The organism is Pseudoalteromonas sp. OOF1S-7, assembly GCF_022347765.1.
Classification (GTDB): Bacteria; Pseudomonadota; Gammaproteobacteria; order Enterobacterales; family Alteromonadaceae; genus Pseudoalteromonas.
In genome coordinates this window covers 26,307-49,518 of the sequence record NZ_JAKRFZ010000001.1, presented here as the reverse complement: position 1 = coordinate 49,518, position 23,212 = coordinate 26,307, and the positions used below count along the sequence as shown (strand labels likewise).

Annotated in this window: 21 protein-coding genes; 17 read left to right on the top strand and 4 right to left on the bottom strand. The window is 48.8% G+C overall.

What is annotated here, in order from left to right:
• Positions 1-16: 16 nt before the first annotated feature.
• The gene (locus tag MHN33_RS00225; RefSeq protein ID WP_239393158.1) at positions 17-778 is read left to right on the top strand and encodes an SDR family oxidoreductase; all 762 of its coding nucleotides are present in this window, start codon (positions 17-19) and stop codon (positions 776-778) included.
• A 304-nt stretch (positions 779-1,082) separates the two neighbouring features.
• Positions 1,083-1,691, top strand: a complete 609-nt coding sequence (locus MHN33_RS00220; protein WP_125718955.1) for a MarC family protein — start codon at positions 1,083-1,085, stop codon at positions 1,689-1,691.
• Positions 1,692-1,741: 50 nt separating this feature from the next.
• Here the strand turns inward: MHN33_RS00220 and MHN33_RS00215 are convergent, their stop codons facing one another.
• Positions 1,742-2,257 carry a DUF2062 domain-containing protein gene (locus MHN33_RS00215; RefSeq protein WP_239393157.1) on the bottom strand — a complete coding sequence of 172 codons (516 nt, stop codon included), beginning with the start codon at positions 2,255-2,257 and terminating at the stop codon, positions 1,742-1,744.
• Here MHN33_RS00215 and MHN33_RS00210 point away from each other — a divergent pair.
• The 7 genes from MHN33_RS00210 to tcdA all read left to right on the top strand — a co-directional run bounded on the left by MHN33_RS00210 (position 2,237) and on the right by tcdA (position 9,665).
• A complete protein-coding gene (locus tag MHN33_RS00210; protein WP_239393156.1) occupies positions 2,237-4,492 on the top strand; it encodes a DNA internalization-related competence protein ComEC/Rec2 in 2,256 nt (751 codons plus the stop codon). The genes MHN33_RS00215 and MHN33_RS00210 overlap by 21 nt on opposite strands.
• Positions 4,493-4,555: 63 nt before the next feature.
• Positions 4,556-6,298, top strand: coding sequence for a lipid A export permease/ATP-binding protein MsbA (gene msbA / locus MHN33_RS00205; RefSeq protein ID WP_239393155.1), 1,743 nt, complete (start codon positions 4,556-4,558; stop codon positions 6,296-6,298).
• Positions 6,295-7,278: a tetraacyldisaccharide 4'-kinase gene (gene lpxK / locus MHN33_RS00200; RefSeq protein ID WP_239393154.1), complete on the top strand. Its 984-nt coding sequence runs from the start codon at positions 6,295-6,297 to the stop codon at positions 7,276-7,278. The genes msbA and lpxK overlap by 4 nt, the downstream gene beginning before the upstream one ends.
• Positions 7,268-7,465, top strand: coding sequence for a Trm112 family protein (locus MHN33_RS00195; RefSeq protein WP_239393153.1), 198 nt, complete (start codon positions 7,268-7,270; stop codon positions 7,463-7,465). Before lpxK ends, MHN33_RS00195 begins: the two co-directional genes overlap by 11 nt.
• Complete coding sequence (gene kdsB / locus MHN33_RS00190) at positions 7,453-8,217, top strand: 3-deoxy-manno-octulosonate cytidylyltransferase (RefSeq protein WP_239393152.1); 765 nt, start codon at positions 7,453-7,455, stop codon at positions 8,215-8,217. Before MHN33_RS00195 ends, kdsB begins: the two co-directional genes overlap by 13 nt.
• The gene (locus MHN33_RS00185; protein WP_239393151.1) at positions 8,204-8,869 is read left to right on the top strand and encodes a TIGR01621 family pseudouridine synthase; all 666 of its coding nucleotides are present in this window, start codon (positions 8,204-8,206) and stop codon (positions 8,867-8,869) included. The genes kdsB and MHN33_RS00185 overlap by 14 nt, the downstream gene beginning before the upstream one ends.
• A 1-nt stretch (position 8,870) precedes the next feature.
• Positions 8,871-9,665, top strand: a complete 795-nt coding sequence (gene tcdA, locus MHN33_RS00180) for a tRNA cyclic N6-threonylcarbamoyladenosine(37) synthase TcdA (RefSeq protein WP_239393150.1) — start codon at positions 8,871-8,873, stop codon at positions 9,663-9,665.
• A gap of 22 nt (positions 9,666-9,687) precedes the next feature.
• Here the strand turns inward: tcdA and MHN33_RS00175 are convergent, their stop codons facing one another.
• From MHN33_RS00175 to MHN33_RS00165, 3 genes are all read right to left on the bottom strand, one after another.
• On the bottom strand, positions 9,688-10,095 hold the full coding sequence (locus MHN33_RS00175; RefSeq protein ID WP_239393149.1) for a SufE family protein: 408 nt from the start codon (positions 10,093-10,095) through the stop codon (positions 9,688-9,690).
• A gap of 2 nt (positions 10,096-10,097) precedes the next feature.
• A complete protein-coding gene (locus MHN33_RS00170) occupies positions 10,098-11,321 on the bottom strand; it encodes a cysteine desulfurase (protein WP_239393148.1) in 1,224 nt (407 codons plus the stop codon).
• Between the two features lie 131 nt (positions 11,322-11,452).
• Positions 11,453-12,739, bottom strand: coding sequence for a citrate synthase (locus MHN33_RS00165; protein ID WP_239393147.1), 1,287 nt, complete (start codon positions 12,737-12,739; stop codon positions 11,453-11,455).
• A 412-nt stretch (positions 12,740-13,151) separates the two neighbouring features.
• Between MHN33_RS00165 and sdhC the strand changes: the two genes are divergently transcribed.
• The 8 genes from sdhC to sucD all read left to right on the top strand — a co-directional run bounded on the left by sdhC (position 13,152) and on the right by sucD (position 22,987).
• Entirely contained in the window at positions 13,152-13,529 is a 378-nt protein-coding gene (sdhC, locus tag MHN33_RS00160) for a succinate dehydrogenase, cytochrome b556 subunit (RefSeq protein WP_239393146.1), read from the top strand.
• Entirely contained in the window at positions 13,520-13,867 is a 348-nt protein-coding gene (gene sdhD, locus MHN33_RS00155) for a succinate dehydrogenase, hydrophobic membrane anchor protein (RefSeq protein WP_239393145.1), read from the top strand. Before sdhC ends, sdhD begins: the two co-directional genes overlap by 10 nt.
• Positions 13,868-15,640, top strand: coding sequence for a succinate dehydrogenase flavoprotein subunit (gene sdhA / locus MHN33_RS00150; protein WP_010381483.1), 1,773 nt, complete (start codon positions 13,868-13,870; stop codon positions 15,638-15,640).
• 10 nt (positions 15,641-15,650) lie between these two features.
• The gene (locus tag MHN33_RS00145) at positions 15,651-16,370 is read left to right on the top strand and encodes a succinate dehydrogenase iron-sulfur subunit (RefSeq protein WP_010381481.1); all 720 of its coding nucleotides are present in this window, start codon (positions 15,651-15,653) and stop codon (positions 16,368-16,370) included.
• Between the two features lie 83 nt (positions 16,371-16,453).
• On the top strand, positions 16,454-19,267 hold the full coding sequence (gene sucA / locus MHN33_RS00140; protein ID WP_239393144.1) for a 2-oxoglutarate dehydrogenase E1 component: 2,814 nt from the start codon (positions 16,454-16,456) through the stop codon (positions 19,265-19,267).
• A gap of 10 nt (positions 19,268-19,277) precedes the next feature.
• Positions 19,278-20,762: a 2-oxoglutarate dehydrogenase complex dihydrolipoyllysine-residue succinyltransferase gene (gene odhB / locus MHN33_RS00135; RefSeq protein WP_239393143.1), complete on the top strand. Its 1,485-nt coding sequence runs from the start codon at positions 19,278-19,280 to the stop codon at positions 20,760-20,762.
• A gap of 186 nt (positions 20,763-20,948) precedes the next feature.
• Positions 20,949-22,115, top strand: coding sequence for an ADP-forming succinate--CoA ligase subunit beta (gene sucC / locus MHN33_RS00130; RefSeq protein WP_125782083.1), 1,167 nt, complete (start codon positions 20,949-20,951; stop codon positions 22,113-22,115).
• On the top strand, positions 22,115-22,987 hold the full coding sequence (gene sucD / locus MHN33_RS00125; RefSeq protein ID WP_010381473.1) for a succinate--CoA ligase subunit alpha: 873 nt from the start codon (positions 22,115-22,117) through the stop codon (positions 22,985-22,987). The genes sucC and sucD overlap by 1 nt, the downstream gene beginning before the upstream one ends.
• Positions 22,988-23,212 lie beyond the last annotated feature (225 nt).

Below are 23,212 nucleotides of genomic sequence, written 5' to 3'. Positions count from 1 at the left end.
GCAGGGTTGAAATATCATGGATATAAAGAACAAAACGGTGGTGATCACCGGTGGTGCGCAGGGCCTGGGCTTTGCGATGGCAACGGAAATGGCCAAAATGGGCGCCAAACTGGCGTTAATTGATATGCAAGAAGAGCAGCTGCAAAGTGCAGCCGCTGAGCTGAGAGCGCTGGATGTTGAAGTAAAAACCTATGTGGCGAATGTCAGCCTGGAGAGCGATGTTGAGCAGGTGTTCAGCGACATAGTTGCAGACCTGGGGAATATTGCAGTGCTGGTAAACAACGCCGGTATTCTGCGTGATGGTTTGCTGTTAAAAGCCAAAGACGGTGAAGTGACGGATAAGATGTCACTGCAGCAGTTCCAGTCGGTACTGGATGTCAACCTAACCGGGGTTTTCCTGTGTGGCCGTGAGGCGGCAGCTAAGATGGTTGAAGGTCAGCAAGGTGGTGTGATCATCAATATGTCGAGCGTGGCGCGTGCGGGCAATATGGGCCAGACCAACTACTCGGCAGCCAAAGCGGGTGTTGTTGCTATGACTACATCCTGGGCAAAAGAGCTGGGCCGCCACGGCATTCGTGTAGGCGCAATCGCACCGGGTGTTATCCGCACGCAGATGACCGATGCAATGAAGCCTGAAGCCAAAGAGCGTCTGCTGAAGATGAAACCCGTTGGACGTCTGGGTGAAGCTGGCGAGATTGCCCACACGGCAAAATATATTATCGAGAACGATTTCTTTACCGGTCGCGTTGTAGAAATTGACGGCGGGATCAGACTCTGATAACTTAATACTTAAGTATCGGTTTGCTTTTATTTGTGACCTAAAACCAATACAAAAGAATTCGCATACTTATGTTCCTTTATCTTCGAAAGAAGAAAGTGTGTTGAATCAAGCGGCAGGCCACGCATACCTGCCGCTTTTTAGTTTCTGGCGCACAAGTGTTTGGCGTATTGGCTTATCAGCTTCTTTTCTGAGCATGCTTTTTGCTCTTTGAATATTATTGAAAAATTACATATTCTTTTAACTAATCCATTGCTAGAGTAGCGAATTACTCACTATTTATCCTTACGAATAAGGGACGACTTTGATTGATTTTGTAGCCACTTTTATCTTCTTTTTTGCGGTTATCGACCCCATAGGCACGATCCCCGTATTTATTGCGGTCACGCGTGGTTATGATGCTGCAGCGAAACGCAAAATTGCCGTGATTGCGAGTCTGGTCGCCGCAGCTTTGCTGGTGTTTTTTGCTGTTGCTGGTGAGATTTTACTGACCGCGATGGGGATCCCGCTGGCAGCGTTTCAGATTGCCGGTGGCATAGTGCTGTTTTTATTTGCGCTGTCGATGATCTTTGGGGAAAGTAAGCCGGAAGAAGAGGTCCGGTTAATTAAAGACCACCGTGAAACCGCGATATTCCCGCTGGCAGTCCCGTCAATCGCAAGCCCAGGTGCAATGCTTGCCTGTGTGCTGTTAACTGAAAATGCACGTTTTAATATCTTCGAACAAATGCAGACTGTGGCTATGATGCTGGCAGTGATTTTACTGACTTTGTTGCTGATGCTGGTAGCGAGCAGTGTTCATAAGGTGATTGGTAATGCCGGGGCGAGTGTAATCAGCCGGGTAATGGGGCTAATACTGGCCTCAGTAGCGGTGACCAACGCGCTGGCTGGCTTTGTCAGTTATTTCGATAAATAAGGAAAGGTTGGAAAAGCAGCCAGTGGGCTGCTAAACATAAAGAGGCTGGGTTAACTGGATTGCTGATTGCGGGCGGCCCAGGCCTTATTGACAGAGCGACGCCACAGGAAGTCAATAACGAAAAAGCCTAAAATTGCGGCCATACAGGCGCAGATCAGTGAGCCTAGCATAAAGGCTGGCCCTATGGTTGACAGACTCTCGACCAGCCAGTTCCAGCTGGCTTCAAAGTGAAACGGTTGCTCTTCCTGGCCCAAGGCGAATGCGCCCACCTGATAGGATGCATAGAAGATAGGTGGCATAGTAAGTGGGTTGGTGATCCACACAAGGGCAATAGACAGGGGAAGATTAACTCGAAAAGGAATGGCCAGAGCGGCTGCAAGGACCATTTGAAAAGGAACAGGGATGAATGCAAAGAACAGGCCAACGGAAAAGGCCCCGCGCGCCGAGCGGCGATTTAAATGCCAAAGATTCGCATCATGTAACAAACTGCCGAATATTTTCAGCGATTTTTGCTGTTTGATCTTATTGTGATCGGGTAGAAACCGTTGGATCGTCTTCTTTGGCATGTTAAGCAACCATTTACATCGATATTGATCTGCTGCGGCCTGATCAGCGGGTGCCTGATCTCAGTATTTTATCTGGGTCAGTGGCAGTGGTTTGTCTGCTCAGGCGTGCTCCTTTTTCTCTGCGGCTATTTTAAGACTTTTTCGAGTGTTTTGGCAGGTTTTATTTTAGGTATTTTTGTGACGATTTGTCACTATCGGTTGGTTTATGTACCACCACTTGCTGAAAAAGGCTTAGAGCAGGAAGTGAGTGTAATTGGCAATGTCCGTAAAGTCATTGGCACAGGCTCGAACCCTTATGTCTCCCTCGAGCTGACTAGCATAGGTCAGTTTAAAGTGCCCTGGTATCGCCGTGTTCGCGCAAATGTGTCACTAAATGGTGCGTTGCCCGGTGATTTACAGGGCGCAACATTGGCAGGCACTGCGACACTTAGGCCATTTCGCAGTCGAAAAAACTTCTCGGTATTTGACGCTGAGCTTTATGCCTTTCGAAACCAGATTTTCTACAAAGGTCGCGTGTCAGTGGTGGATGCAAGTTATGATCATAGCGAACGCTTGCGGACGAGCTATCGCACTTGGGTATCACAGGCGCTGGATGGACTGCATTTTAGCTGGTTTTACTATGTGATACTGACGGGAGATAAAAGTGCCGTACCGCAAGCCGATAAAGCCTACTTTCAATCGCTGGGCCTCAGTCATTTACTGGCTATTTCTGGCCTGCATGTGGCCATTGTATTTGCGCTGAGCTTTGGTCTGTACAAACTAACCTTGGTTTTAATGTGGTCGCGCTTGTCTCAACATCACAACTATCAGCTGGGTTACTTTACCTTTGCTCTGCTACTGAGCGGGGCCTATGTCTGGCTCAGTGGCATGCAGGTATCGGCGCAGCGCGCCTGGTTAATGGCCTTGCTGGGCGCATGTTGTTTTCTGTTTGCCCGGCATCTGAGCCCTGCACGAACCTTAATCTATGCCCTGGCTGTGATCTTGTTAGCTAATCCTTTTGCGGCGCTTAACCTGGGGCTGTATTTTTCTTTTTTTGCTGTGGTCACTATTTTTATGGTGATTCGCAGCACTGCGCGTGAATCGCAGCGCCTGTCTCGAGTTAAGCTGCTGTTATATCTACAATGTGGCTTATTTGCGGTTCTGTTACCGCTGACCCTTTATTCCTATCATGGCTTTAGCCTGAGCAGCATACCGATCAATTTGCTGGTCATTCCATTGTTGTCGGTGGTGATTTTTCCGCTGCTGTTGATACATCTGCTCAGTGTAATGACCACGGGCTGGGCCGTTTTAGCTGTGCCGGATACCATGCTCAATTCGGCCTATCAGTGGTTAAACGCATTTCCTTATCACTGGTGGCACAGTGGCACGATGGCACCAGAGCTGGTGATACTGAGTTATATAGCGTTACTACTGTGTATGAGTGCCTTAACCCGACCATTTGCCTGGGTTCCCGTGTCTGCTGCCCTGATGGTCAATCTCACCGAGCGCCCACCCGACTGGCAGGTGGACGTTTTTGATGTCGGGCATGGTACGGCGGTACTGGTCACGTCTCAGGGAAATGGTCTGCTGATTGACCTCGGCGCCAGTTATTTTTCGCGTTATTCGCTGTTTGAAAATGTGATCAAGCCTTATCTGCAGGCGCATCGCATTACCCTTGTGCATACCGTGATCAGCCATGATGACAGTGATCATAACGGTGGGCTGGCTGCTCTCTATCGTTACGATGGTGGCCGCTCCCTTGCTCAGTTTCACCAGGGGGATGGTAAGGCGCTATGTACACTCAAAACGGTGCAAATGGGTAAACTGAGTATCGAGTCTCTGTGGCCGGTAGAGACGATGAACAGTGACAATAACAATTCCTGTGTGGTCAGGGTAAGTGATGGCACGACCGAGCTGCTATTGCCCGGAGACATAGAGCAGGTCGCTGAGCAAGCGTTGTTGGCATTACAAAGCGAAAAGATGCCATCGGAGATATTGATTGCCCCGCATCACGGCAGCAATACATCATCCAGTATGGGGTTTGTCTCTGCCGTTGCCCCACAGTGGGTGGTGTTCTCGCGGGGATACCACTCGCCATGGCGTTTACCACATAAGGAGGTGGTAGCGCGTTATCAATCGACCGGCAGCCAGATGCTGGATACTGCCACAGCGGGTCAGGTCCGATTCAAAATTACCGGATCTGAGATCCAGCCGGAAACCGCCCGCAACAGGAAAAGTTTTTGGTTCTTAAGATAATGCATTCAGTTTTGCCATCAGTACAGCTACAATACGCGGGTTATGACGTACCAGAGAGACACTATGCAACAATCCGCCAAGCAGATCTACAAGCGGCTTCTGAGTTACACCTTCGATTTTAAAGTGCCGGCCTTGTTTGCCATCATCGGCATGCTCGGTTACGCCGCCATGGATGCGCTATTCGTCCAGTTAATGCAGCCGTTTATTGACGATGGGCTGACAGAGCGCAACGCCGAAGTGTTAAAAATGGCACCCATCGTGGTGGTGTTGCTGGTTATTGGGCGTGGTATTTTCAACTATATGGCATCGTATTGCCTGAGCTATGTGGGCTCCCAGGTGGTAAGAAAACTGCGTCAGTCCTTGTTCGAACATATGTTGTTTTTACCGGTGAGCTTTCATGATCAACACTCCAACGGTGAAATGATCTCAAAAATCACCTTTGATACTGAACAGGTTCAGCAAGCCATCACACGTGCCTTACAGGTGATGATCCGTGAAGGGGCCTTTGTGCTGTTTCTGCTGGTGGTAATGTTCAATGCCAGCTGGCAATTGTCTTTGATATTCTTAGTGGTCATTCCTATTGTCGGCGTGATAGTGAACCTGGTTTCCAAGCGCTTTCGTAAAATTTCAAAAAACATTCAGGATGCCATGGGTGAAGTCACTCGCAGCTCAGAGCAAATGCTGGCCGGGCATAAAGTGATCCATGGCTTTGGTGGTCAGGACAAAGAGATCAATCACTTTGCCGATGTTAACAATCGTAACCGCCAGCAAAGAGTCAAGATGGATGCGACGAGGGCACTGAGCGTTTCTGTGATCCAAATTATTGCAGCCAGCGCGATGGCATTGATCCTGGCCATTATCGCGATGCCAGAAATGATAGACACCATCTCGTCGGGCACCTTTGTATCGCTGACCACCTCCATGATGATGATGCTCAGACCGCTCAAGCAGCTGGCGAATGTGAACAGTGATTTGCAACGCGGCATTGCTGCAGCGACCAGTATTTTTGAAATTCTGGATAAAGAGCAGGAAAAGAACACCGGCAAACTTGAGGCGGACAGCGTTAAAGGCGAAATTGCGGTCTCAGGCGTGACATTCCGTTACCCGGGCAAAGATGAAGCCGTTATTAAATCCTTATCATTACAAATTCCGGCTGGTCAGAGTATCGCGCTGGTGGGTCGCAGTGGTTCAGGAAAATCGACTTTATCGAACCTGCTGCCGCGTTTTTACGACTGGGGGGAAGGAGAAATCACCCTCGATGGTGTGAAACTTCAGGACTACACGTTGTCGTCCCTGCGCAAGCAATTTGCACTGGTGTCACAACAGGTGGTGCTGTTCAACGACACCATCGCCAATAACATTATGTACGGGCTGGAGCGTGCTTATACTCAGGAAGAGCTGGAGCAGGTAGCAAAGCAGGCCCATGTCTGGGAGTTTGTTAAATACTTGCCTGAGGGGTTGAATACTATGGTGGGTGAAAATGGGGTTATGCTTTCCGGCGGTCAGCGCCAGCGTATTGCCATCGCCCGTGCGATTGTTAAAAACGCCCCCATTCTGATTTTGGATGAAGCAACTTCGGCATTGGATACTGAGTCGGAACGCTTGATCCAGCAAGCGCTCGACAACCTGATGAAAGATAAAACGTCAATCGTTATTGCGCACCGCTTGTCGACCATTGAGCAATCAGACTGTATCTATGTGCTCGATCAGGGGCGCATCGTCGAGCAGGGTAAACACCAGGCTCTGCTGGAGCAAAAGGGCATTTATGCCGCGTTATGCCAGATGCAATACGGTGAGCAGGCATGAATCGCTTAGAGCGCAGCTGGTATCAACCCTTGGGGCTGTTAAATATATTGCTACTGCCTTTATCAGGTGTGTTTTGGTTACTGAGCTCATTGCGCAGGGGATTGTTTAAGCTTGGCCTCAAGCGTGTCTATAAAGCACCCGTACCGGTGATCATTGTTGGTAACATTGGTATAGGTGGCAACGGTAAAACACCGTTCGTGTTGTGGCTGGTACCCTACCTTGAGTCTTTGGGCCTGAAAGTAGCCGTGATCAGCCGGGGATATGGTGCCAAGCCTCCCAGCCTGCCATATCGGGTGACAGACAACAGCAGCGCCGCAGAAGCGGGCGATGAACCCTTATTGATATACAAACGGCTGGGTTGCCCGGTAATGATAGGTGGCGACCGCCAGGCCAGCATTGAAATGCTGATGCGAGAAGATAAGCCGGATATTATCGTCAGTGACGATGGCCTTCAACACTATCAGCTGGCCCGGGATATCGAGATTTGTATTGTTGATGCACAGCGTCGTTTTGGTAATGGTCTGCTGTTACCGGCCGGCCCGCTGCGCGAATCACCCGGGCGTCTGAAGCACACAGATCTGGTTGTCTATAATGGAGAGTCAGATGGGGTTGGTTATGAGCTGGTACGCAGTGGCTATTTCAGCGTGAAAGATAATCAGCCGGTTGCGCAAACCGCCGGGCAGGGCGTTGCCGTAAGCGCCATTGGTAACCCGCAGAGATTTGAACAATCCTTGCGCTCAGATGGCATTGAACTGACCGATACACTGCATTTTTCCGATCACCATGCCTACAGCGCAGCCGACTTTGCTAGCTGTGAGGACCAGGCTGTGTTTATGACCGAAAAAGATGCTGTTAAATGCCAGTCATTCGGCAAAGAAAATTGGTATTATTTAAAAGTAGAAGCCCAGCCCAGTGCTGCGCTTACACAACAACTAAATTCGTTATTAAAACAAAAAGGGATAGTCAACCATGGCCTTTGACACTAAATTACTTGAGATTATTGCCTGCCCGGTTTGCAAAGGAAAACTGAGATTTGACAAAGACAACCAGGAGCTGATCAGCACGGCGGCAAAACTGGCTTACCCTGTCAGAGATGACATTCCGGTATTGCTGGAAAATGAAGCGCGCGAATTATCGCTCGAAGAGGTCGAAAAGTGGAATTCATAGTCGTCATTCCGGCTCGCTACGCCTCCACCCGTCTGCCAGGCAAGCCGCTTGCTGATATTTGTGGTAAACCCATGATCCAGCATGTGTACGAGCAGGCGCAAAAATCAGGAGCTAAAGCCGTTTACATCGCAACCGATAATGCCCAGGTATTTGAGCGTGCGAAAACCTTTACAGAAAACGTGCTGATGACCCGAGAAGATCATCAGTCAGGGACAGAGCGCCTTGCAGAAGTGGTTGAACAGCTGGGGCTGGCCGACGATACCTTAGTGGTTAATGTGCAGGGTGATGAACCCTTACTGGCGCCGGAAAACATTACTCAGGTGGCGACTTTACTGCATGAAGCGCAGGAAGCGCCGATGGCTACGCTGAGCGTTGATGTGACGGATGTGCAGGAAGTACTGAATCCCAATGCCGTTAAAGTGGTTCAGGACGCGCACCACAATGCGCTGTACTTTTCACGCGCTTCCATCCCGTTTCAGCGTGACAGCATGATGGAACTGGATGAGAGTAAAATACCACTGGCACATTTCCAACGTCATGTGGGTATCTATGCTTATCGTGCTGGTTTTATTAAAACCTATCTTGCCTTACCGGTTTCTCCGCTGGAAGGGCAGGAATCGCTTGAGCAGTTGCGCGTGTTATACCACGGTTATCGCATCAAAATTGCCAAGGCTTGCCGCCCAGTTTATGCGGGGGTTGATACGCCGGAAGATTTGAAGCGTGTCGTAGAGTACCTTAATGGCACAATTTGAGGTGATTGCCAGCCACCCGGACTTTGTGGTGGCACATAAGCCCGCTGGGGTGAGTTTTCACAGTGAACAGGAAAGCGGCTTTGTAGCCTTATTAGCTGAACAGTTGGGTGAGCAGCTTTACCCGGTACACCGACTTGATAAGGTAACGTCCGGCTTGCTGGTACTGGCTCGCTCCAGTCATGCCGCTGCCAGGCTGACTGAACGCTTTACCAGTCGCGCCGTGGATAAGTTCTATCTGGCGCTCATTGATAGCAAACCGAAAAAGAAGCAAGGCTGGGTTAAAGGCGACATGGCCAAATCCCGGCGCGGTACTTATAAGTTATTAACCAGTCAGGATAACCCGGCTGTCACGCGCTTTTACAGTGCCAGTATAGCACCGGGTCTCAGAGCCTGTTTGCTCAAGCCCTACAGCGGCAAAACGCACCAGTTACGGGTTGCGCTAAAAAGCTTGTCAGCGCCCATCCTCGGCGATGTCAGCTATGGTGGCAGCGAGGCCGACAGAGTTTATCTGCACGCCTACTGTTTGAGCTTTGAATGGAACGACGAAAGAATGACGTTCTACGCTTTGCCTCAGGGCGGAGCACGGTTTGCTGAGCTGGCAGACACAGAAGTAATGCAAAACTGGGCAAAGCCCAGAGAGTTAGAGTGGTAATATGACGCAAGATACATCGTTAAGATTTGGTGGCATCGGCCGCTTGTATGGTAATACAGAGCTAACCTGGCTTGGCGAAGCTAGCTTCTGTGTAATAGGCATTGGCGGTGTGGGCAGCTGGGTGGCAGAGGCACTGGCGCGTACTGGCATAGGCAAAATTACTTTGATTGATCTGGATGATATCTGTGTCACTAATATCAATCGCCAGCTGCATGCGACAACGCAAACCATAGGCCAGCCTAAGGTCGAAGCCATGCAGGCGCGTTGTCAGTCCATCAATCCGGATTGCCAGGTTGAGGTGATAGATGACTTTATCACCCTGGATAATATCAAAGAGCATATTCAGGGCTTTGATTATGTTATCGACTGTATTGATGCAGTCAAAGAAAAAGCGGCGCTGATCGCCCACTGTAAGCGGCAAAAAATTCCGGTGATCACCACCGGCGGCGCGGGTGGTCAGACAGATCCTAGTCAGATCTGCTATGGGGATGTAGCTAAAACCACCCATGACCCTTTGCTTGCAAAAGTCCGATACCTGCTGCGTAAGCAATATAACTTCACTACCAATCCGAAGCGTAAGTTTGCCGTTGATTGTGTGTACTCAACGGAGCAACTGGTTTACCCAACTGGTGACGGCAGTGTCTGTAAAGCTAAGCAAATGGCTGATGGTAGCAAAAATATGGATTGTGCGACCGGGTTTGGCTCTGCAACTATGGTGACGGGCAGCTTTGGCTTTTTTGCTGCGGCAAAGGCTATTCGCAAGTACCTGGACAAGCGTACGCGCGAAGCGGGCTAATTCGCGGTATGTATCTCAGGTGCTATTGCAGCACCTGAAGCTGTTGATGAATACGCTCTACGATAGCGCGCACTCCGTTGCCGCGAGACGGGCTCAGGTGCTTGATCAGCCCCAGCTTGTCAAACAGCTCATAGGCATCAAGCTTACCTGCTTCTTGCGGTAACTGGTTGTTATAGCAAGCCAGAATAATCGCCAGTAAACCTTTGACGATGCGAGTGTCTGAGTCCGCTATCAGTACCAGACGTTGCCGTTGTTCATCCAGGTCAAGGTGTAACCAGACTTTACTCTCACAGCCTTTCACCAGTGCGTCATCCGTTTTTAGTGCATCCGGCATGGCCGGTAGTGCCTTGCCCAGTAGCATGATTTCACGATACTTGCCCTGCCAGGCGCCGTGCTGAGCCAGGGTGTGCTCGATGTGTGATAAGTCCATAATTACTCTTCTAATAAACTGATGGTGTCTTTCAGTGCCACAATAAACCGATGGATGTCTTGCTGGTTGTTGTAAAACGCCAGGCTGACACGAATGGTGCCTTCAATGCCCAGATGCGCCATCAGCGGTTGCGTGCAGTGGTGGCCACTTCTGACGGCAATACCGTGGGTATTGAGCAGGGTTGCCAGATCGTAATGATGCTCATCTTTATAACTAAAACTAACCGTACCGACATTGTTAGCGGTATCGCCCCAAATCCGGATCCCGTCAATTTCGCTCAGTTGCTGAAGCAGGCTCTGATACAGTGATTGCTCATACTGGAACAGGGTTTCATGATCTTGTGCTGCCAGGTAATCAAGCGCTGCGCCAAAGCCAATCACACCGGCAATATTGGGTGTGCCGGGCTCAAATTTCTCTGGCGCGGGACGAAAGGTTGTGCCACTGAAACTCACGGTGTCAATCATTTCACCGCCGCTTTGATAAACGGGCAGGGCATTAAGCAATTCATAGCGACCGAAGAGGCCACCCAGTCCGGTCGGACCCAGAGCCTTATGAGCAGAAAACACATAAAAATCGCAATCCAGTTGCTGTAAATCTGGTCGCAGATGTAATAAAGATTGGGCGCCATCTACCACAGTAACCGTGCCTGAGCTTTTACTGCTCGCTATCAGTGCTGCCACATCATTGATATTGCCCAGCGCATTAGAGGCATGGCAAATACTCATTACTTTGGGTTTTAAGTTCTCTATCAGCGTTTTTGCTTGTTCAAGCTGAAGAACACCTTGTGCATCCACTGGCAATAGCTCAATACGTGCACCGGTGCGCTTTGCGGCAAGTTGCCAGGGCACGATATTAGCGTGATGTTCCAATGGCGAAAGCAGGATCACATCATCTTTATTCAGGTTGTCACTCAGGCCAAACGCGATTAAATTCAAAGAGGCGGTAGCACCACTGGTCCAGACGATTTCTTTGCTTTGCACGTTCAACAACTGCGCAACTTTAACCCTCACAGCCTCGTAGGCTGTGGTTGCCTGTTCACTGAGCGTGTGTAAACCCCGGTGTACATTGGCATTTTGAGACTGGTAAAAATTCTTTACGGCCTGGATCACTTGATGTGGTTTCTGCGTGGTTGCCGCGGAGTCCAGATAGCACAATGGCTGGTCGTCAACCGATACCTCAAAAATGGGGAAATCATGCCGAAGTTGTGTGCAAGGGTTATCGTTCAAAAGGGTCTCCTACTGCGCCTGAGCAGGCGGATTTTACCGGATTTATATGGCCTTGCAAGTCTGTCTAACTGGTCTGGCACAAAAAAGGGCTGCCAGTGGCAACCCTTTTCAAAGTGCTAGTTAAGCGATGCTTATCTTTCACCTTCTTTTTTGTAATCACGCGCTGTGTAACCCGTATACAGCTGACGTGGACGACCAATTTTATGGCCAGGCTGTGACAGCATTTCGTTCCAGTGTGAGATCCAGCCAACAGTACGAGACATAGCGAAGATCACAGTGAACATACTGGTCGGAATACCGATTGCTTTCAGGATGATACCTGAGTAGAAATCAACATTCGGGTACAGTTTCTTCTCAACGAAGTACGGGTCTTCCAGTGCGATCTGTTCCAGTTTCATTGCAACGTCAAGCAGTGGATCCTGAATGTTCAACTCTTTCAGAACTTCATGACAAGTTTGACGCATTACGGTCGCACGCGGGTCGAAGTTTTTGTATACGCGGTGCCCAAAGCCCATCAGACGGAACGGGTCGTTCTTGTCTTTAGCTTTTGCAACGTATTCGTCGATACGGTCAACAGTACCAATTTCTTCCAGCATGTTCAGACACGCTTCGTTTGCACCACCGTGCGCAGGGCCCCATAGTGACGCGATACCCGCTGCGATACACGCATAAGGGTTAGCGCCCGAAGAACCAGCAAGACGTACCGTTGAAGTAGACGCGTTTTGCTCGTGGTCTGCGTGTAGCATGAAGATACGGTCCATTGCTTTGGCCAGTACAGGGTTTACCTTGTACTCTTCAGCAGGAACTGAGAACATCATGTGCAGGAAGTTTTCTGCGTAGCTCAGGTCGTTACGTGGGTAAACGAACGGCTGACCCGTGTTGTACTTGTACGCCATTGCTGCAATCGTAGGTAGCTTAGCAACCAGTTTGATTGCACAACGCATACGCTGATCCGCGTCTGAGATGTCCAGGTCGTCGTGATAGAACGAAGACAATGCACCAACCACACCGCATAGCATCGCCATCGGGTGAGAATCGACACGGAAGCCCTGGAAGAAAGACGCAATTTTTTCATGCAGCATAGTATTGTGCGTGATGTTCTTTGCAAATTCTTCAAGTTGCGTATCGTTTGGTAATTCACCGTTCAGAAGCAGGTAGCACAGCTCAATGTAGTTAGATTGCTCTGCTAATTGCTCGATTGGGTAACCACGGTGTAGTAGTACACCCTTTGCACCATCGATATAAGTAATAGATGATTCGCAAGAGCCAGTCGACATAAAACCAGGGTCGTATGTGAAGAAGCCGTGAGCGCCAAGTGTGCGGACGTCGACTACGTCCTGGCCAGCAGTGCCAGAGTAGATCGGGAGTTCGATCGGATCATGACCATCGATATGGACTGTGGCTTTCTTATCTGCCATCTATTTATCTCCTATGAAATAACAATATTCTGATTGTTATGTTGTGATACTAATGTTAAGCAAATTCAGATCATTCTAACTTAAAATAGGGGTGGAAAGTCAATTTTTCTGAGAATTATGCAGAAATGTATGATAAATATTCTACGCCGTTTAAATATTATACCATCGGCTAATTCGCAAGCGTCTCAATCTAAACAAGAATTGTAAAAGGCCGCTCGGCCTTATATACTATCTACGGTTTTATACCGTGTCGTCTGTGGGTAAACCTATTTTTACATTGGCATTTTTCACAATGTGAACCGCTCAGTGTTTAAACAGGTATATCTAGAGTGTGCCATTTGTGCGACCAGCGCAAGTGGTTTTATAAAAACAAGTAGATGAGCTCCTTTGTGAGCAAGATGGGCAAGTAACTGTGAAAAAGCAAAGACCTGTAAATCTAGATCTTACGACTATATCTATGCCACCTACGGCAAAAGCGTCGATCTTGCACCGTATCACCGGTGTTGCGTTATTCTTCGCGTTGACCTTTGTCATTTGGGCGTGGTCTGAGTCTCTTTCTTCTCCTGAAGGGTTTGAATTTGTTAAAGAGCTAATGACTGGCTTTATTGCAAAATTCATAGCGTGGGGCACCCTGACTGTATTGTCTTACCACATCATTGGCGGTGTCCGTCACATGATCCAGGACATGGGTTATTGGGAAGAATTGGAATCGGGCAACACCAGTGCGAAAATCGCATTGGCGCTGTGGGTAATCGTAGCCATCCTGGCAGGAGTGTGGATATGGTCTTAAATCAAGCAACTCTGAAGCGCGACGGTGTGCAAGACTATGTGTCACTGCGCACAACAGCACTAATCATCCTGGCTTATTCGGTATTTATCGTTGGCTATTTTCTGCTAACGCCCGAAATCAGCTATGAAGCCTGGGCAGGTTTATTCTCAAACCTGGCCGTTAAAGCGGCAACTATCATTACACTGGTATGCATCATGATCCACACACGCATTGGCTTGTGGCAGGTTCTGACTGACTACGTTAAATGTTCAACGATGCGTTCTGTGCTGGGCTTTGTACTTAATCTGATGGCACTGGCGTATGTTGCTGTTGGCCTGTTTGTATTGTGGGGTGTTTAAGTGAAATATAATGTTCGTGAATTTGACGCTGTAGTAGTTGGCGCCGGTGGTGCTGGCATGCGTGCAGCGCTTGCGATTTCTGAGTCAGGCAAAACTTGTGCATTGATCTCTAAAGTATTCCCGACACGTTCTCATACGGTATCTGCACAAGGTGGTATCACAGTTGCGTTGGGTAACTCCCACGAGGACAACTGGGAATGGCACATGTACGATACGGTAAAGGGCTCTGACTACATTGGTGATCAGGATGCCATCGAGTACATGACTAAAACCGGTCCAGAGGCAATCACTGAACTTGAAAACATGGGTCTGCCTTTCTCTCGTTTTGAGAACGGCCGTGTTTATCAGCGTCCTTTCGGTGGTCAGTCTAAGAATTTTGGTGGTGAGCAGGCTGCACGTACAGCAGCAGCGGCAGACCGTACGGGTCACGCATTGCTTCACTGCTTGTACCAGCAAAACGTTAAGAACAAAACTAACGTTTTCTCTGAGTGGTACGCACTTGATCTGGTTAAAAACGACAAAGGCGACGTCGTCGGTGTAACTGCAATCGACATCGAAAGCGGCGAAGTTGTTTACTTCAAGTCTAAAGCGGTTGTATTGGCAACCGGAGGTGCGGGTCGTATCTACGCATCAACGACTAACGCACACATCAATACTGGTGACGGCGTTGGTATGGCGGTTCGTGCTGGCATCTCTATGCAGGACATGGAAATGTGGCAGTTCCACCCAACCGGTATCGCGGGTGCGGGTACACTGGTAACTGAAGGGTGTCGTGGTGAAGGTGGTTACCTTCTGAATAAAGACGGCGAGCGTTTCATGGAACGTTATGCGCCTAACGCGAAAGACCTTGCGGGCCGTGACGTTGTTGCACGTGCAATGATGACGGAGATCCGTGAAGGCCGCGGTTGTGAAGGCCCTTGGGGTACTCACATCAAGCTTAAGCTTGACCACCTTGGCGAAGAAATGCTTAACCTGCGTCTGCCAGGCGTATGTGATCTGTCTAAGACATTCGCACACGTTGACCCAGCTAAAGAGCCAATTCCGGTTATCCCAACCTGTCACTATATGATGGGTGGTGTACCGACCAACGTAAATGGTCAGGTACTGAACGTGAATGAAAACGGCGAAGAGCGCATCATTGAAGGCCTGTTCGCGGTGGGTGAAATCGCGTGTGTATCTGTACACGGCGCAAACCGTCTGGGTGGTAACTCACTGCTTGACCTGGTGGTATTCGGTCGTGCGGCTGGTAACTTCCTGGGTACTTACCTGCAAGGCTTTGAGTCTACAGGTGATGCATCTTCTGACGACGTTGAGCAGGCATTTGCACGCTTCAACCGTTGGGAATCTTCAGAGAAAGGCAAAGGCGAAGATCCGGTTCAAATCAAGAAAGATTTACAAGAATGTATGCAGCTTAACTTCTCGGTATTCCGTGAAGGTGATGCGATGGCAGATGGTCTTAAAGAACTTAAAGAGATCCGTGAGCGTCTTAAGTTTGCGCGTCTTGACGACAAGTCAACTGAGTTCAACACTCAGCGTATCGAGTGCTTAGAGCTTGATAACCTGATGGAAACAGCTTACTCAACTGCCGTTGCAGCTAACTTCCGTACAGAAAGCCGTGGTGCACACTCTCGCTTTGACTTCCCTGAGCGTGACGATGAGAACTGGCTATGCCACTCTTTGCATCACCCAGAGTCAGACACGATGACTAAGCGTGAAGTAAACTTTGCGCCTAAGACTCGTGAAGCATTCCCACCGAAAGCACGTACATACTAGGAGCTAAGCGATGGCAACTTTAGAATTATCTGTTTATCGTTACAACCCTGACGTAGATTCAGCACCTCGTATGCAAGACTATAAGCTGGAGGTTGAAGAAGGTCGCGACATGATGGTGCTAGACGCACTGTTAATGTTGAAAGAGCAAGATCCAACATTGTCATTCCGCCGTTCATGCCGTGAAGGTGTGTGTGGTTCAGACGGTGTAAACATGAATGGTAAAAACGGCTTGGCTTGTATCACTCCATTATCTGCGCTGCAGAATAATGGCAAAGGCAAGATCATTGTTCGTCCATTGCCAGGTCTGCCAGTTATCCGTGACCTGGTTATCGACATGAGCCAGTTCTACACTCAGTACGAGAAGGTAAAACCTTACCTAATCAATGACAAGCCAACTGGCGGTGAAGAGCGCCTTCAGAGCATTGAAGAGCGTGACAAGCTGGATGGCCTGTACGAGTGTATTCTGTGTGCATGTTGTTCAACGTCATGTCCGTCGTTCTGGTGGAATCCAGATAAATTTATCGGTCCTGCGGGCCTTCTTCACGCGTATCGCTTCCTGGCTGACAGCCGTGATACAGCGACAGAAGAACGTCTGGCTGACCTTGATGACGCGTTCAGCGTCTTCCGCTGTCACAGTATCATGAACTGTGTAAGCGTTTGTCCGAAAGGCTTGAATCCTACTAAGGCGATCGGACACATTAAATCTATGTTGTTAAATCGTTCGGTTTAATACATATTTAAATCTACAGATGGCATGCTCAGCATGCCATCTTGTTTTCGTTTAAGTTTCTGCGCTAGAAAAAGGGCTAATAAATGCACGAAGGTGTGATGAAGGCATGGCTGGAATCTTCGCACTTATACGGCGGCAACGTTGCATATGTTGAAGATTTATATGAGGCGTATCTTGATGATGCGGCTTCAGTGCCAGAAGAATGGCGAGAAGTGTTTGATCAACTGCCGAAGGTTGAGGGCGTTGATGTTGATGTTAAGCATTCAGAGGTCAAATCTCAGTTTGCTGACCTTGCTAAAAACAAACACAGAGAAGTAATCGTTTCTGCAGAAGGTGCGGCAGATGCAAAACAGGTTCGTGTTTTGCAGCTTATTAATGCATTCAGATTCAGGGGTCACCAAAACGCAAACTTAGATCCATTGGATCTATGGCAGCGTGATCGAGTTCGCGAACTCGACCTGGCCTATCATGATTTAGACAATGCCGACCTGGAAAAAGAATATAACGTTGGCTCTTTTGCTTCAGGCCAAGAGACAATGAAGTTAAAAGACTTATACAACGCGCTGAAAACCACTTATTGTGGTTCCGTTGGTGCAGAGTATATGCACATTACTTCAACAGAAGAAAAACGTTGGTTACAGCAACGCATCGAATCGACCTTCGCACAGCCTAAATTCAACAAAGAAACTAAGCTTCGCATCCTAAAAGGCCTGACCGCTGCTGATGGCCTGGAAAAATATTTAGGTGCTAAATTCCCAGGCGCAAAACGTTTCTCACTGGAAGGCGGTGATGCACTGGTTCCTATGCTGAAAGAGCTGGTACATCGTGCCGGCGAAAGTGGTCAGGAAGAAGTGGTCATTGGTATGGCACACCGTGGTCGTCTGAACGTACTGGTCAACGTACTGGGCAAAAACCCACAAGTGCTGTTTGATGAATTCGCGGGCAAGTACGGTGAGTCAGCAGGCTCTGGTGACGTAAAATACCACATGGGCTACTCGTCAGACTTCGCAACGCAGGGCGGCAATGTGCACATGGCGCTGGCGTTTAACCCGTCGCACCTTGAGATCGTTAACCCGGTGGTTATGGGCTCGGTACGTGCACGTTTGGATCGTCTAAACTGTAAGAGCGGTTCTAAAGCACTGCCAATTACCATTCATGGTGACTCGGCCATCGCCGGCCAGGGTGTAGTACAAGAGACATTCAACATGTCTCAGACTCGCGCTTATGGTGTTGGTGGTTCAATCCGCATCGTGGTGAATAACCAGGTTGGTTTCACTACGTCAAACCAGGAAGACACGCGTTCAACTGAGTACTGTACTGACATCGCTAAGATGGTTCAGGCGCCCATTTTCCACGTTAACGCAGATGACCCGGAAGCGGTTGCGTTTGTAACGCAAGTTGCCCTTGATTTCCGCAATAAATTTAAGCGTGATGTGGTGATCGACCTGGTTTGTTACCGTCGTCATGGCCACAACGAAGCCGACGAGCCGAATGCAACTCAGCCTCTGATGTATCAGAAGATCAAAAAGCACCCTGTACCGCGTCAGATTTATGCTGACAGACTGGTATCAGAAGGCGTATTGAGCGCTGAAGAAGCGAAGACGCTGGCTGATGACTATCGCAACGGTCTGGATAAAGGTCAAATTGTGGTTGAAGAAATTCAGCCTGAGACCAAGCACTCTTCAGACTGGTCTAAATATGTCGGTCACGACTGGGATACGGCCTATGAGGCAAGTGTGCCAGTTGAAAAGCTGCGAGAATTAAGTGAAAAAATCTCGACTTACCCGGCTGACCACAAAGCGCAGTCGCGCGTTAAGAAAATCTACGACGACCGTAAGACCATGGCCAGTGGCGAGAAGCTACTTGACTGGGGTATGGCAGAAACACTTGCCTACGCAACCTTGGTTGATCAGGGCACAGACATTCGTCTGACCGGTCAGGATTCAGGTCGTGGTACTTTCTTCCACCGTCATGCGGTTGTTCACAATCAGGCTGATGCTTCAACTTACCTGCCGTTGCAAAACGTACGCGATGGCCAGGGTCTGTTTGAGGTCTACGACTCAGTATTGTCTGAAGAAGCCGTTTTAGCATTCGAATACGGTTATGCGACTGCTGAGCCAACCTCACTGGTACTGTGGGAAGCACAATTTGGTGACTTCGCGAATGGTGCCCAGGTGGTATTCGACCAGTTCCTGAGCTCAGGTGAGCAAAAATGGGGCCGCCTATGTGGTCTGACTTTATTACTGCCACACGGCTACGAAGGTCAGGGCCCAGAGCACAGCTCGGCGCGTCTTGAGCGTTACCTGCAACTGTGTGCAGACCACAACATGCAGGTGTGTGTACCAAGTACACCTGCACAGGTTTATGCCATGTTACGTCGTCAGTCAGTACGTCCTCTGCGTCGTCCACTGATTGTAATGACACCTAAATCTTTACTTCGTCATCCTCTGGCTGTCTCTAGCCTGGAAGAGTTGTCCGAAGGTGTTTTCCACAACATGATCGACGAGATTGATGACATCAATCCTGAAAACGTCGAGCGCGTTGTGTTCTGTAGCGGTAAAGTATATTACGAATTGCTACAGGAGCGTCGCAAGCAAGAGCTGAATAACGTCGCTATCGTTCGTGTGGAACAGCTATATCCGTTCCCACACAAAGAGATGGACGAGATCATGGCTCGCTACCAGCACGTTAAAGACTTCGTATGGTGTCAGGAAGAGCCTCAGAACCAAGGTGCCTGGTACTGTTCACAACACCATTTCTGGGAAGCTATCCCAAGTGGTGCGAAGTTGACTTACGCCGGTCGTAAAGCTGCAGCAGCGCCTGCATGTGGCTATATGTCGACCCATACAAAAGAACAAAATGCGTTGATTGCTGACGCTTTAACTATTAAGAAATAAGGAATTAGAGATGACGACCGAAATTAAGGTTCCTGTTCTTCCTGAATCTGTTGCCGATGCAACAGTGGCCACATGGCACGTAAGCGTTGGTGACAAAGTAAGCCGTGACCAAAACCTGGTAGATATCGAAACTGACAAAGTAGTTTTAGAAGTTGTAGCACCAGAAGACGGTGTTATTGTCGCTATCTCTGAAGAAGAGGGCGCAACGGTTCTTGGTGAGCAAGTTATCGCACAGCTGGGCGCGTCAGATGCCGCTCCAGCGCAATCAAATGAACAAACAGCAGCGCCAGCAGCGGCGCCAGCAGCAGAAGGTAAAGAAGTGGACATTAAAGTACCTGTACTTCCTGAATCAGTAGCAGACGCTACAGTTGCAACTTGGCATGTACAACCAGGCGAAGCGGTAAGCCGTGACCAAAACCTGGTAGACATTGAAACAGACAAAGTTGTGCTTGAAGTTGTTGCACCAGAAGACGGTGTAATGGGCGAGCACATCCACGCAGAGGGTGAAACCGTTCTGGGTGAGCAAGTGATTGGTAAACTGGTTGCCGGTGGTGCACCAGCAGCAGCGCCAGCTGCACAGGCAGAAGCAGCGCCTGCAAGCGATGACAATGCAGATGTACTAACGCCATCTGTTCGTCGCCTGATTGCTGAAAAAGGTCTTGATGCGTCACAAATCAAAGGTAGTGGCAAAGGCGGTCGCATCACTAAAGAAGATGTTGATGCATTCCTGAAAGCACCTGCGGCAAAACCAGCAGCAGCGCCAGCGGCAGCAGCTCCTGCGGCACCAATGGGCGACCGTACTCAGAAGCGCGTTCCTATGACTCGCCTGCGTAAGACAATCGCGAACCGTCTGCTTGAAGCAAAGAATTCAACAGCGATGCTGACGACGTTCAACGAAGTAAACATGAAGCCTATCATGGACCTTCGTAAGCAGTACAAAGACGTATTCGAAGAGCGCCATGGCATCCGTCTTGGTTTCATGTCTTTCTACGTGAAAGCAGTTACAGAAGCACTGAAACGTTTCCCTGAAGTAAACGCGTCTATCGACGGCGATGACATTGTTTACCACAACTACTTCGACATCAGCATTGCAGTATCTACACCACGTGGTCTGGTAACACCTGTACTACGCGACTGTGACAAGCTGTCTGTTGCTGAAATCGAAAAAGGTATCCGTGAGCTGGCACTTAAAGGCCGCGACGGTAAACTGACTGTTGACGATATGACTGGTGGTAACTTCACTATCACTAACGGTGGTGTATTTGGTTCACTACTGTCTACGCCTATCATCAACTTGCCACAGTCTTCAATCCTGGGCATGCACAAAATCCAGGACCGTCCAATGGCAGTTAATGGCAAGGTTGAGATCCTGCCTATGATGTACCTGGCGCTGTCTTACGATCACCGTCAAATCGATGGTAAAGAATCGGTTGGCTTCCTGGTTACAATTAAGGAACTTCTGGAAGATCCAACGCGTCTGCTTCTGGACGTTTAATCATCTAGATTAAAGATTAAGCTGTATGTGAGCATAATGTCCGCATACAGCTTTTTTTTTGCGCCATTAGTCTTACTGGGGTTTTCATACAAGGCCTTGAGATCTATACTATGGGCGCAATTTGGGATAGCTGATTATTTGCATAAATATTCAGCTTTTTTAGTATAAAAAATTGGATAAAGCATCATGAATTTGCATGAGTATCAGGCAAAACAACTTTTTGCCGAATATGGTTTACCTGTATCAGATGGTTACGCTTGTGACACGCCTCAAGAGGCTGTAGAAGCTGCTGGTAAAATCGGTGGTGACAAGTGGGTTGTAAAATGTCAAGTACACGCTGGCGGCCGTGGTAAAGCGGGCGGTGTAAAACTGGCAGACAGCAAAGACGAGATCCGCGCATTTGCTGAAAACTGGTTAGGCAAAAACCTGGTAACCTACCAAACTGACGAGAAAGGTCAGCCAGTTGCTAAAATCTTAGTAGAAAGCTGCACTGATATTGCAAATGAGCTATACCTGGGTGCTGTTGTTGACCGTGCTTCACGTAAAATCGTGTTCATGGCATCAACTGAAGGTGGTGTTGAGATCGAAGAAGTTGCTCACAACACGCCAGAACTAATTCACAAAGCTGAGATCGATCCACTAGTCGGTCCTCAGGCTTACCAAGGTCGTGAGCTTGCGTTCAAACTAGGTTTGAATCCAACTCAAGTTAAACAGTTCACTAAGATCTTCATGGGTCTTGCTGACATGTTCATCAACCACGACTTTGCACTACTAGAGATCAACCCTCTGGTAATCACTGACGAAGGCAACCTGCACTGTCTTGACGGCAAGATCGGTGTAGACGGCAACGCATTGTTCCGTCAGCCTAAGATCCGTGAATTCCACGATCCTTCACAAGAAGACGCGCGTGAAGCTCACGCAGCAAGCTTCGAGCTGAACTACGTTGCACTAGACGGTAACGTAGGTTGTATGGTTAACGGTGCTGGCCTGGCTATGGGTACAATGGACATCGTAAACCTGCACGGCGGTAAGCCGGCTAACTTCCTTGACGTAGGTGGCGGTGCGACTAAAGAGCGTGTATCTGAAGCGTTCAAGATCATCCTGTCTGATGACAACGTTAAAGCTGTACTAGTTAACATCTTCGGCGGTATCGTTCGTTGTGACATGATCGCAGAAGGTATCATCGGTGCGGTTAAAGAAGTTGGCGTAAACGTACCAGTAGTTGTACGTCTTGAAGGTACTAATGCTGAAGCGGGTCGTGAAGTACTCGCTAACTCTGGCCTTGACATCATTGCAGCTGAGTCTCTAACTGACGCTGCTGAGAAAGTAGTTGCTGCTGCGGAGGGCAAATAATGTCTGTACTAATTAACAAAGATACTAAAGTAATCTGTCAGGGTTTCACTGGTGGCCAGGGTACTTTCCACTCTGAGCAAGCTATCCAGTACGGTACGCAAATGGTTGGTGGTGTTTCTCCTGGTAAAGGCGGCACAACTCACCTGGGTCTGCCAGTATTCAACACGGTACGTGAAGCGGTAGAGTCTACTGGTGCAACTGCATCTGTAATCTACGTACCAGCTGCATTTTGTAAAGACGCTATCCTTGAAGCGATCGACGCAGGTATCGAGCTTATCGTATGTATCACTGAAGGCATCCCTACACTAGATATGGTTGATGTTAAAGTGAAGCTGGAAGAAACTGGCGTTCGCATGATTGGTCCTAACTGTCCTGGTGTTATCACTCCGGGCGAGTGTAAGATCGGTATCATGCCTGGTCACATCCACCTTCCTGGTAAAGTAGGCATCGTATCTCGTTCAGGTACTTTGACTTACGAAGCGGTTAAGCAAACTACTGACGCTGGCTTCGGTCAGTCTACTTGTGTAGGTATCGGTGGTGACCCAATCCCAGGCACTAACTTCATCGACGTACTGGAAATGTTCCAGAACGATCCTAAGACTGAAGCAATCGTCATGATTGGTGAAATCGGTGGTACAGCTGAAGAAGAAGCGGCAGAGTACATCAAGCACAACGTGACTAAACCAGTTGTTTCTTACATTGCAGGTGTTACAGCGCCTCCAGGTAAGCGTATGGGTCACGCTGGTGCAATCATCGCAGGCGGTAAAGGTACAGCTGACGAGAAGTTCGCTGCCCTTGAAGCTGCTGGCGTTAAGACCGTTCGCTCACTGGCTGAGATCGGTTCTGCACTAAAAGAAAAAGCAGGCTGGTAATCACTTTACCTGTACTGTAAAAAAGGCGCCTCAGGGCGCCTTTTTTGATCTTTTCTTTACAATTCTTCTGATGGCTTATTGTTCAATTTGATTTGTTTTTCTGTATAATCCCCGTTCGATTTTTTGCTTGTCTTACCTCTTTGTTTCAGAAGATGCTTACATAAGTGTATCTGTGCCTGATTCAGCATCGTGATTTGACCTTGTTTGGTAAGCATCATTTTTCAA